At 68.8% G+C, this 11,809-nt stretch carries 9 protein-coding genes; 2 read left to right on the top strand and 7 right to left on the bottom strand.

The window, feature by feature from the left end:
- Window positions 1–82: 82 nt before the first annotated feature.
- Window positions 83–1,066 carry an alpha/beta hydrolase gene (locus AC1DWT_RS04905; RefSeq protein ID WP_179377645.1) on the top strand — a complete coding sequence of 328 codons (984 nt, stop codon included), beginning with the start codon at window positions 83–85 and terminating at the stop codon, window positions 1,064–1,066.
- A 34-nt stretch (window positions 1,067–1,100) separates the two neighbouring features.
- On the top strand, window positions 1,101–1,490 hold the full coding sequence (locus tag AC1DWT_RS04900; protein WP_072944843.1) for a VOC family protein: 390 nt from the start codon (window positions 1,101–1,103) through the stop codon (window positions 1,488–1,490).
- Window positions 1,491–1,511: 21 nt separating this feature from the next.
- Here the strand turns inward: AC1DWT_RS04900 and AC1DWT_RS04895 are convergent, their stop codons facing one another.
- The 7 genes from AC1DWT_RS04895 to AC1DWT_RS04865 all read right to left on the bottom strand — a co-directional run bounded on the left by AC1DWT_RS04895 (window position 1,512) and on the right by AC1DWT_RS04865 (window position 11,692).
- On the bottom strand, window positions 1,512–5,267 hold the full coding sequence (locus AC1DWT_RS04895) for an ABC transporter ATP-binding protein (protein WP_477919905.1): 3,756 nt from the start codon (window positions 5,265–5,267) through the stop codon (window positions 1,512–1,514).
- Window positions 5,264–6,625, bottom strand: coding sequence for an LLM class flavin-dependent oxidoreductase (locus AC1DWT_RS04890; RefSeq protein ID WP_477919903.1), 1,362 nt, complete (start codon window positions 6,623–6,625; stop codon window positions 5,264–5,266). The genes AC1DWT_RS04895 and AC1DWT_RS04890 overlap by 4 nt, the downstream gene beginning before the upstream one ends.
- A gap of 11 nt (window positions 6,626–6,636) precedes the next feature.
- Window positions 6,637–7,371 carry an ABC transporter ATP-binding protein gene (locus AC1DWT_RS04885; RefSeq protein ID WP_072944848.1) on the bottom strand — a complete coding sequence of 245 codons (735 nt, stop codon included), beginning with the start codon at window positions 7,369–7,371 and terminating at the stop codon, window positions 6,637–6,639.
- Window positions 7,347–8,216, bottom strand: a complete 870-nt coding sequence (locus tag AC1DWT_RS04880) for an ABC transporter permease (protein ID WP_072944850.1) — start codon at window positions 8,214–8,216, stop codon at window positions 7,347–7,349. The genes AC1DWT_RS04885 and AC1DWT_RS04880 overlap by 25 nt, the downstream gene beginning before the upstream one ends.
- Window positions 8,213–9,280, bottom strand: a complete 1,068-nt coding sequence (locus AC1DWT_RS04875; protein ID WP_477919901.1) for a PhnD/SsuA/transferrin family substrate-binding protein — start codon at window positions 9,278–9,280, stop codon at window positions 8,213–8,215. Before AC1DWT_RS04875 ends, AC1DWT_RS04880 begins: the two co-directional genes overlap by 4 nt.
- A gap of 291 nt (window positions 9,281–9,571) precedes the next feature.
- Window positions 9,572–10,783 carry an ROK family transcriptional regulator gene (locus tag AC1DWT_RS04870; protein ID WP_206014824.1) on the bottom strand — a complete coding sequence of 404 codons (1,212 nt, stop codon included), beginning with the start codon at window positions 10,781–10,783 and terminating at the stop codon, window positions 9,572–9,574.
- 147 nt (window positions 10,784–10,930) lie between these two features.
- The gene (locus AC1DWT_RS04865) at window positions 10,931–11,692 is read right to left on the bottom strand and encodes an LppU/SCO3897 family protein (protein ID WP_072944856.1); all 762 of its coding nucleotides are present in this window, start codon (window positions 11,690–11,692) and stop codon (window positions 10,931–10,933) included.
- Between the last annotated feature and the right edge of the window lie 117 nt (window positions 11,693–11,809).

The raw sequence follows: 11,809 nt of genomic DNA, 5'->3' as shown, positions 1-11,809 counted from the left end.
AAACGCCGAGGAATTCCGGGCCGCGCAATACCGTGTTGCTGGTATGTACCTGGCCGGGGACGACTTACCAGGAGGCAGAACCATGAGTGTCACAGCAACGAAGCCGTTACACGGTTGGTTACGAGGCGTCGTCCGGCTGATGATTGCGGTGGTGATCCTGCCTCTCGCGTTCGTCCTCGTCGGCGGCGGGACGGCGTCCGCGGACCCGTACAGCCGGCTGCGCGAACACTGGGTCGACGCACCCGGCGGGGTCGGGCAGATCAAGATCCGCATGTGGCTCGCGAACAACGGCAGCAACAAGGCCCTCTACCTCCTCGACGGCCTCCGCGCGACCGACGACGTCAGCGGCTGGGAACACGAGACCAACGCAGCGTGGCTGTCCGATCACGGCATCACCGTCGTCGAACCGGTCGGCGGGCAGTCCAGCTTCTACACGGACTGGTACGCACCCAGCAACACCAACAACCAGCCGTACACGTACAAGTGGGAGTCGTTTCTCACCCAGAACCTGCCCGACTTCCTGGCGAACAACTACGGCATCAGCCGCACCAGCAACGCCATCGCCGGACTGTCGATGGGTGGCAACGCGTCGCTGATCCTCGCCGCCTACCATCGCGACCAGTTCACGTTCGCCGGGTCGATGTCGGGGTATCTGAACCTGTCGGCGCCGGGCATGCGTGAGGCGATCCGTATCGCGATGCTCGACGCCGGCGGCTACAACGCCGACTGCATGTGGGGCCCGCCGTGGGATCCCGCCTGGCTGCGGAACGACCCGTTCGTCGCGGCACCCCTCATGCGCGGGCTTCCGATGTGGATCTCGGCGGGCGCCGGCCTTCCCGGCCCGCACGATCAGCCGCAGTCCGCGATCGATGTCTTCAACGTCGGCACCGGCATGGGTCTGGAGGCCATCGCGCTGGCCCAGAACCGGGCCTTCCAGGTGCGACTCGACACCCTCGGAATCCCCGCGCACTACGACTTCCCGGCGACGGGAACCCACAGCTGGGGCTACTGGCAGGACCAGCTGTGGGCGATGCTGCCGATGATGAAGGCGTCGATCGGCGCCTGAGCGGGCCCCACAGGTACCACCTAGTATCGCGGACGTGGAGAAACATCAGATCAGTCTCGGAGCAATCAATCTCGAGGCCGCGCACCCCGCAGCGCTCGCCGCGTTCTGGGCCGGTGTCACCGGTGCCACGCCGCTCCCGGGCGGTGACAGCGTCTATCTGCCACCGGCCGACCCGGACGGGTTCGCGATGTTCTTCCAGCCGCTCACCGGCGCCCGTCCCGAGCGCCAAGCCATCCACCTGGACCTCACCGTTCCGTGGGGTTCACGGCAACGCGAGGTCGAGCGGCTACTGGCGCTCGGGGCAACGCACCGGTGGGACGTCCTCGACGAGCACCCCCACGTGCAGTGGACGACGCTGGCCGACCCGGAGGGCAATCTCTTCTGCGTGGCGGAGCATCCCCCGGTCGTGGCCTCCGCCCCGTGAGTACTTCATAACGTCCCGCGGTTAATAAGTACTCACGGGTGGCGAAGCCGCATAAGCCTCCCAGAGTTCCCGGTAGACGCCGCCCCGGTCCAGCAACTCGTCGTGCGTTCCGACTTCCGCGACCCTGCCGCCGTCGAGGACCACCACCCGGTCGGCTCGCGCGGCGGTGCTCAGCCGGTGCGCCACGACGACGGTGGTGCGCCGCCGGGACAGGTTCTCGGTCGCGCGGCGCACCCGGTCCTCCGTGGCCAGGTCCAGTGAGGCGGTGGCCTCGTCGAGCAGCAGGATGTCGGGGTCCACCAGTTCGGCGCGGGCCAGTGCCAGCAACTGGCGTTGTCCGGCGGACAGGTTACGCCCGTGTTCCCCGATCGGTTGCAGGTATCCGAGGGCCAGCCCGGACACCATGTCGTGGGCGCCGACGGCCCTGCTGGCGGCCTCGACCTCCGCGTCCGTCGCGTCGGGGCGCCCGTAGGCGACGGCGTCGCGGACGGTGGCGCCGAACAGGTGCGGCTCCTGCGGGACGACGCCGAGTCGCTGCCGGAACGACGCGAGGTCCAGGGCGCGGGTGTCGATGCCGTCGACGCGCACCGCCCCCGCGGTGGGGTCGTAGAAGCGGGCGAGCAACTTGAGCACCGTCGACTTTCCCGCGCCGGTCTGGCCGACGAGGGCGATCGTCTCGCCCGGTTCGATGTGAAGCTCCACCCCTCGCAGCGCCTCACCCTTGCCGGATTCGTACGCGAAGTGGACGTCGTCGAACACGATGCCACCGCTGATGCGGTCGAGGACGATCGGTTCGCCTGCCTGCGGTGTGGTGGTCGGCGTCCGCATCAGCCCCCGCAGCCGTCCCAGCCCGATGACCGCCTGCTGGTAGCCGTCGAACACCTGCGAAAGCTGTTGCACGGGAGCGAAGAACAGTTCGACGTACAGCACGAACGCGATCAGTGTGCCGACGGTGAGGGTTCCGGTATGGATCCGCGCGGTCCCCGCCGCGAGCACGAGCCCGGTCGCGACCACGGACAGGAATTCGACGAACGGGAAGTACAACGCCATGTATCGCTGGGCCCGGAGCCGCGACCCCCGGAAGTCCCAGGCCCGCCGGGCGAACTGGGCCGCGTTGTAGTCCTCGCGCCGAAATGCCTGTGTGACACGAATGTTCGTCACGTTCTCCTGCAGGTAGGCGTTGACGATTCCGACGCGGTCGCGGGCCTCGGCGTAGGCGGGCACCGACTTCCGGCGGAACACGACGGTGGCCGCGACGAGGACGGGCACCACGAGTACCAGCACGAGGGCAAGTTCCGCGTCGATCACCAGCAGTGCCACCAGCACACCGGAGATGGTCAGCCCGCTGACGACCGCGGTGGCCAGACCCGTCTGCAGGAAGTTGGACAGGCTGTCGACGTCGGTGGTCATGCGGGTCATGATCCGGCCGGCCAGTTCCCGCTCGTAGTACTGCAAACCGAGCCGCTGCAGTTGCGCGAACGTCTTGACCCGCAACGTGTACAGCAGCCGTTCACCGGTACGTCCGGTCACCCGGGTCTGGGCGACGTTGACCGCCCAGTCGAGCAGCACCACGACCACGGTCGCGGCCGCCGCGAGCAGCAGCAGGTCGCGGGCGCCCTGCAGCACTCCCCGATCCACGCCGGTACGGACCAGGACCGGCACCGCGATCTGCGCGACGGCGTCCAATCCGACCAGCACCAGTCCCGCGACCAGTGGCAGCAGGAGGGGCCGCAGCAGTGAGCCGAGCCCGAACGCGGGGTCGGCGGCCCGGGCCTCGTCAGCGGCGACGTCCGGGTCTCCGGTGAGCGGTGGCAGGTCGTCGAGCCGGGCAATCACGTCGGGTCCGGGTGGTGCCGACGACAGGATTCCCCCTGCCGCGCCGCCGCGCGAGGGTCCACTGGCACCGGCCGCCGCGGTCGCGAAAGCCGCTGCGGCCCTGGCGTCGAACACCCCGGACGCCTCGTCTCCGTCCTCCCGGCGCCACAGTTCGGCGGTGACGCCGTCGACGTCCGGCAGCGGCGGCGACGGGTCCGGGGTGGCGACGTCGTCCGCACTCGACAGCAGCGCACGGAACAGCGGGCAGCGTTCGTCGAGTTCGGCGCTCGTCCCCACGTCGACGATGCGGCCGTCCGCCAGCACCGCGATGCGGTCGGCCAGGGCGAGCGTCGACCGGCGGTGCGCGATGATCAGTGTGGTCCGCTCCCGGGTGGCGACGCGCAGTTCGTGATGGACGGCGGCCTCGACCCGGGCGTCGACCGCCGAGGTCGCGTCGTCGAGCACCAGGATCCGCGGATCGGTGACCAGTGCCCGGGCGAGCGCGATGCGCTGCCGCTGACCACCCGACAACGTCACCCCCTGCTCCCCCACGACGGTGTCGAGGCCGTCCGGCAGCGCGTCGACGAATTCCTCCGCCTGCACCACGCGCAGTGCCTCACGCACCGTTGCCTCGTCGACGTCCGGCCTGCCGTACGAGACGTTCGCGCGAATGGTCTCGGACATCAGGTAGCTGTCTTCGAAGACGACGCCGAGCGCGGAGCGCAGCGATTCGAGCGACAGCCTGCGGGTGTCGATCCCCCCGACGGAGACCGCACCCGCATCGACGTCGTAGAGCCGCGGAACGAGCATGGCCAGAGTCGATTTGCCCGATCCGGCGGCTCCGACCACCGCCACGGTTTCGCCGGGTGCGATTCGCAGCGACAGTCCGTCGAGCAGCCGGTTCGACGGGTCGTAGCCGAAAGCGACGTCGTCGAATTCCACCGCGAGGGGGCCGTCCGGCAGGTCCACGGCGCCGGGCGCGGTGGTGACGGCCGGCGCGTTGTCGATCACCTCGCGTACGCGTTCGACGCTCGCGCGCCCCTGCTGGCTCACGGTCAGCAGGGTGGCGAGTTGACGGACGGGCGAAGCGAACGCCGCCAGGTACGTGGTGAAGGCGACGAACGTGCCCAGCGACAGTGTGCCGTGCAGAGCCAGCCACCCACCGAGGGCCAGCACGAGGGCCTGCCCGAGCATCGGGACCGCCTGCAGTGCCGGGTTGTACCGGCTGGTCAGCCGCGCGACGCGCAGCCGGGACCGGAACAGCTCACCTGCCCGCTTCTCGAGGTCTTCGAGTTCGCGGTGCTCCTGGCCGAATCCCTTGACGACGCGCACCCCGGTGACGGCGGCTTCCACCCCGCCCGCCACGACGGCCGCCTGTTCCTGCGCATGCCAGTTGGCGGGGAACAGGTCGACGCGGCTGCGCAGGGAGATGAACCACAGCGCGGGCAGCACGGCGAGGGCGACGAGGGTGAGGATCGGCGACAGCACGGCCATCACGGCCAGCGAGATCACGAACATCAGCAGGTTCCCCGCCATGTGCGGCAGCAACTGCAGGAGCATCTGGATCAGCGTGATGTCCGAGATCGACCGGCTCACCACCTGTCCCGTCTGCAGCCCGTCCTGTTTGACGCCGTCCAGCCGCAGCAGGGATCGGAAGGCGTCGCCCCGCAGGTCGTACTGCACGCCGAGGGACAGCTGCCCGGAGCGGTACCGCCGCGTGTAGGCGGCGGCGAAGCGGATGGCCGCGAGGACGACGAGCACCGCGATCCAGGGCGCCAGCGCATGATTCGTGTCGACCGCGGCGTTGTCGATCACGTGCCGGACGGCCAGCGGGATGGTGGCGGTGGCCGCGGCCGCCACCGCCGCCGCGCCGTACGCGAGAACGAGATTGCGGCGCTGGCGCAGACAGTAACCGAACAGATACCGCAGCCAGCCGGCGTTCTCCGGAGTTGCCGTCGTCACTGCGCAGACACCAGCGTGGAATCCTTCTCGACCGCAAACTGATTCGCGGGCCGCGGCAGACCGTAGTGCCCCCGCAGCGTGGTCTCGGTGTAGTCGGTGCGGAACAGTCCGCGTTCCTGCAGGATCGGGACCACGGAGTCGACGAACTTCTCCAGCCCGGACGGCAGGACGGCGGGCATGATGTTGAACCCGTCGGCGGCGCCGTTGCGGAACCAGTGCTCGATAGTGTCGGCCACCTGGAGTGGGGTGCCCGCGAACGTGCGGTGACCGCGACCGCCACCGAGTCGCCCGATCAGTTGCCTGACGGTGAGCCTTTCCCGGCGGGCGAGGTCCACGATCAGCGTGTACCGGCTCTTCGCGCCCTCGATCTCGTCCTCGGACGGCAGGTCGTCGGGCAGTTCCTCGTCGAGCGGGAGTTGCTCGGGTTCGAGATTGAACCGCTGCGCCAACTGCTTCCGGGCGTATTCCGGCGAGATCAGCCGCTCCAGCTCGGCCTCGAGTTCACGGGCCTCCTCTTCGGTGTCCGCGATGACCGGCACGATGCCGGGCAGGATCAGCACCTGCTCCGGATCCCTTCCCACTGCCGCGACGCGGTCCTTGACGTCGGCGTAGAACGCCTTCCCTTCGTCCAGGGTGGGCTGGGCGGTGAAGATGGCCTCCGAGTAGCGGGCGGCGAAATCCTTTCCGTCCTCGGACGATCCCGCCTGCACGAGCAGCGGGTATCCCTGCGGCGACCGCGGCACGTTGAGCGGTCCCCGCACCTTGAAGAACCGGCCCTCATGCTCGATGACGTGGACCTTGGCGGAGTCGGCGTGGATCGCGACGTCCTTGTCCGCGACGATGGCGTCGTCCTCCCAGCTGTCCCACAACTTGGTGGACACCTCGACGAATTCCGCGGCCCGCTCGTAGCGGCTGCGGTGTGCGGGGGTGTCGTCGAGCCCGAAGTTCTGCGCGGCGTCGGCGCCGGCGGTGGTGACGATGTTCCAGCCGGCGCGGCCGCTGCTGACGAAGTCGAGGGACGCGAACCGCCGCGCCAGGTTGTACGGCTCGTTGTAACTGGTCGACGCGGTCGCGATCAGGCCGATCTTCTCGGTGGCCGCGGAGATCGCGGTGAGGATGATGGTCGGCTCCAGCTTGCCGCTCGGCCTGCGTTCCGGATTGCTGAACAGCACCGGGCTGTCGGCGAGGAACACCGAGTCGAACTTTCCGCGTTCGGCAGTCTGCGCCAGCGAGATGTAGTGCTTGATGTCGAGGTTGGCGTTCGGGTCGCTCTCGGGCAGGCGCCAGGACGCCTCGTGGTGCCCGATCGCCATCAGGAATGCGTTGAGATGCAGCCGGCGCTGTGGTGACGAACTCATGGTGTAACTCCTCACTGTGCCGCTACCTCGACGCCGAGGGCGCCGAGCAGCGTATTGCGAAACTCGTGGAACTTGCTGTCGCCGAGCGCTCTCGGCCTCGGAATGTCGACGATCTCGTCGACGACGATCTGCCCGCGGTCGAGGACGAGCACCCGGTCGGCGAGCGCGATCGCCTCGTCGACGTCGTGGGTGACGAGCAGGACGGTCGGGCGGTGGCGGCGGATCAACTCCTGCAGCAGCGCGTGCATCTTGATCCGGGTCAGCGCGTCGAGGGCGCCGAACGGCTCGTCCGCGAGGAACAGCTGAGGCTCGCGGACCAGCGCCCGCGCCAGCGCCACCCGCTGCTGTTCACCGCCGGACAATTCACTGGGCCATGCCTTCTCGCGGCCGGCGAGCCCCACCTCCGCGAGGGCGGAGGCGCCCCTGCTCGTGCCGGTGCGGCCCAGCCCGAGCGTCACGTTGTCGAGCACCCGCAGCCACGGCAGCAGCCGTGAGTCCTGGAAAGCCACCGACACTTCCGCGGGCACGGTGAGCGTTCCGCCGCGGCCCTCGACGTCGTAGTCGAGGCCCGCGAGCGCGCGCAGCAGTGTGCTCTTGCCGGACCCGCTCTTGCCGAGCAGGGCCACGAACTGGCCTTCGGGAATGTCGAGGTCCAGGTGGTCGAGGACGGTCTTGTCGCCGAATCCGCGAACGAGGGACCGCACCTGCACGGCGGCGGGTTCTAGCCTGCGAGCGTCTTGCGCCATGACAGCGACCGCCTTTCGATGTAGCGGAGGACGGCGTCGGACAGCAGACCGAAGATGCCGTAGACGGCGAGCCCCACCAGAATCACGTCGGACTGGCCGTAGTTCTGCGCGTTGTACATCATCTTCCCCAGACCGGTCACCGCGTTGATTCCCTCGACGACGATGAGGGTGAGCCAGGCACCGGTCACCGAGAGACGCAGTCCGAGAAAGAATCCCGGCATCGCACCCGGCAGCACCACCTTACGGATGAACGTGGCCCGGGACAGCCCGAGGACCTCGGCGAGTTCGACGTACCGGTTGTCGATCGACGTCAGCGAGTTGTGGGTCTGGATGTACATGTGGACGACGACACCGAGCGCGATGATCACGATCTTGAACGTCTCGCCGATGCCGAGCCAGAGGATCAGCAGCGGGATCAGGCCGAGCGTCGGGATGGCCCGTTTGAGCTGGATCGGCCCGTCGATCAGGGCGTCACCGGAACGCGTCAGTCCGGCGACGACGGCCAGCGCCGTCCCGATCACCACGCCGAACGCGAACCCGACGGCGGCGCGACTCAACGACGCGGCGATGTGCTCCTGCAGGATGCCGGTGGAGATCAGGTCGACGGCCGTGGTCACCACCGTCCACGGCGCGGACAGCTTCCGCGGGTCGATGAGGCCCGCCACGCTGCCCACCGCCCACACCGCGAGGAGGAGCAGCACCCCGGCCAGCCTGGAGAACGGGAAACCCTTGCGCAGGCCGAGTCGCCGGATCGGCCGCTCGGCGGCGCCGGACCCGGACCTGTCGGCACCGGCTGCGGTCGTGCGCGCCGGTGCTGCTGCGGGCGCGGAGAGAATACTGGTCATCGCTGCACACCGCCTCGGTACTCGGCCGGCACGGCGTCGGCGGCGATGTTTTCGAATCGGCGGTCGAACAGCTCGTTGGCGTCGAACTCGCTGAAGTACCCGGCGTCGGAGAGCAATTGGACGGTGTCCTGCGTCCACTCGACGGCCGTGTCCCAGTTGACCGGGTACGACGGCCGCTGCCCGACGGAGGCGACGATGCGCTTGCCGTCCTCGGCCGACACCTGTTCGCTCTCCACGTAGTACTTCTGGATCCACGCGTCCTGGTTCTCCCACGCCCAGATCTCCCCGCGCGCCCAGAACGGAATGAACGCCTTGATCGCCGCAGCCTTGGCCGGATCCTGCAGGACCTCCACCGGCGCCCAGAGCACGGTGAGCGCGTCCACGGCGTCGGTCTGCAACGCCTTCGCTCCGTCCGGACCGTACTGGTTCAGGTACTTCGTCACCGTCGGCTCCGACAGCGGCGCGACGTCCACCTGCTTCGACTGCAGCGCGGTGAGGAACTGCGGGCTGGGCAGCTCGACGAGCTGGACGTCTTTCGTGGTCAGGCCCTGCGCCTTCAGCGTTCGCAGGATCACCACACCCTGCGCCTGCCCGGGCGAGAACGCGATCTTCTTGCCCCGCAGGTCCGGCAGTGCCGCGACGTCCGAGCCGGGGGCGGTGGCCAGCACGTACTGCGGCTGTTCCTTCTCCCGGACCGCGACGATCTTCGCGTCCAGCCCCGTGGCGTGCGCCTGGATCGGCGGGATCGCGGCGTTGGTGGCCAGGTCGACCGCGTTGCCGCGGAAGGCCTGGATCACGTCGGGACCGGCACTGACGTCCGGCCAGTCCGACACGGTGAACGGGAGATCGGCGATCTGGTCGGTCGCCTCGAGCTGCAGCCGGGTGGTCTTGATCGACACACTGAGCGAGGTTCCCTCCGGAACCTGATCGGGCACAGCATCATCGAGCGCGAGCCCGCCGGAGGAACCGGAGGAGCAGGACGCGAGCCCGAGCGCCACGACGCCGGCGAAGGCGGCGCGCGTGAGGCGCCGGTACCCGGCGGAAGACACGAGTGAACTGGACATGATTGATCCTTCGAAGGATGTGGTCTCCGATGGGCACCCCGGACGCAGAAGGTCGGGTGCCGTGCAGGAGCGAGAAAGGAAGAACGGAACGGTGTTTCGGGGCGTCCGCGGCGTCAGGCCGGAAACGTCAGACGCGACCCCATCGCGTGCGGCGACAACAGGACCCGGGGCGACACGAGGTGGTACGCACGCTGTCCGCCGTAGAGGTGTTCACACCAATATCCTTGCGATCCAGCGCAATCCCCGTCAACATTGCTTCCCACCGAATTAACTCCGATGCTGTGATACACGTCACGAAATTCCGGCCAGTGGGCGCACGAAGCTGGTGAGCGGCGCGCGGTAGAGCTCCGCGAGGATCACGGCACCGGCGGACACCGGCAGCGCCCGTCCCGGAAAGCTGGTGGACAGCACGGACCACGACGGATCGTCACACGTCGCCGACGACTCCGCGACCGCACGCCGGACCGTGTCCAGACACCCGGGAATCCCGCTCACACTCTGGTCGCAGACGATGAGGACCTCCGGATTGAACAGATCCAGCAGACGCGCCGCCACCACCCCGACGCCGTGCGCGCGTTCCGTGAACAGTGCCAGCGCCTCCGGGTGCCTGTTACGGCCCGCGTCGAGGAGATCGCGGAAGATCGGCCGCTCGATGATGCCCAGCTCCATCGCCCTGCGCACCAGCACAAGATCCGACAGGGTGGCCTGCACACATCCGGTGCGCCCGCAGGCGCACTCCTCGACACTGTTCTCGACGGGCACGTGCGCCACCGCGCCCGCCGCCGCGCGAGGGCCGTGGTGGACCACGCCGCCGGTCGCGAACGCGGCGTCCACCACGTTCCCGACGAAGAGTTGCACCACACTCTCCCGCGCCCTCGGCTCCCCGAACAACACCTCCGCGTCGATGAGAGCGCGCGCGTGCGAATCCATCCGGACGTCCAGACCCGTGCGGTGCTCGAGATCCGCGCGGACCGGGTACCCGTTCCATCCCGGGATCGGATGCTCGCGCACCACACCCGATTCGGAGTCGATCCAGCCGCCCGCCGCGAAACCGACACCGATCGGAACCGAAGGCTCACCGTGCTGGACGGCCAGCGCCTCCAGGGTCGTCACGGCGTTCCGCAGGATCTCGGCCGGTCCCAGCCCGTAATGCGGATCGCGGGACCGTGCCAGCACCCGCCCGCGCAGGTCGAGCAACGCGGTGGTCACATGCGTGATGGCCAGATGGATCCCGTACACGACGTACCGGCTGTCGTCGACGTCCACCGGCACGTGTGGCCGTCCCAGTCCGGTTGGGCCCGCGATCTCCGGCAGTTCCCGCAGCAGGCCGTGGTCGACGAGCTGCGCGCTGGCCGTGGTTACCGTCGCGGGTGAGAGCCCGGTGATGCGGGCGATGGTGCTGCGTGCGATCGGCCCGCTGTCGAGGACCGTGCGCAGCACCGTGCCCGCGCTGGCGCCGGAACGTCCGGCGCCGCGCCGGGTGACGGGCTGCGTTCGCGCCATCGTTCCCCCTTCGCCGCGCGCAGTGATGTGGCCTGACCTCGAACGCTAGCGAAGGGGAACGTGCAGTTCAACGGACTCGATTCCCGTGAATTTAACTCCCCGTGAGTACTTCTCAACGTCCCGGGGTCAACAAGTACTCACGGGGCGCTAGCCACCCAGATTGACCTCGATGCAGTACGTGCGCTGGGGTTCGGAGAAGGCGATGGGAAATGCGGTGTCGAACTCGTTGCACAGGGTTTCGTCGTCCTGGCCGTCCGCGCGTCTCACGACCTTGACGGTCTGCATGTCGGAGCAGTCGGACGGCACGATCCGGCCGTCGTCCTCGAGCAGGTAGCAGGAGTCCTCGATCATGTTCGGGACGAGGCACAGCGTGGTCTGCACGTCCTTGTCCTCGCCGACGAGGGTGTAGGAGAAGTAGTCCTCCCCGCACTGGACGTCGCCGTCGTTCTTCTGCGCCACCTCGTACGTGGCCTCGCTGTCGGAGCAGTCCCGCTTCTCGTGCGAGGTGTCGGCCGCGGTGGTCGACGCGGACTCGAAGAACAGGCAGTCGCCGACGTCGAGGGCGTTCTCGTCGGCGCTCTTCACCGCGTACACACCGAACGCGGCGACGGCGGCGAGGATCACGACGGCGAGGACGCCGAGAGTGATGAACAACCCTTTCCGCGACTTCTTCGGCTGCGGTGGGTACTGACCGGGTGGGTACTGGCCGGGCTGCTGCCCGTACTGGCCCGGCGGATACTGGCCGGGCTGCTGGGCGTACTGCCCCTGCTGATAGGGCTGCTGCGGGTACTGACCCTGCTGGTACGGCTGCTGCGGCCCACCCTGCGGGTACGGTTGCTGCGGGTTGTTCGGCGGTTCGCCGGGGACGCTCGGATCGGGGCGGTTCGGGTCGTCGGGGGGCTGGGTCATCGCGAGCCTCGTCTCTGGGTCGATCCATCCGGCTGCCCCTCAATTTAGGCCCCGACCGCCCCGGATGTGCAGGTATCGGCCCTGCCGGGGGCCGCGACGTGGCGCGCCGCCGCCCGG

The organism is Rhodococcus sp. P4_B6 (genome assembly GCF_056402215.1).
Note: the sequence above shows the minus strand (reverse complement) of the source record. Positions and strands in the feature narration are given on the sequence as shown.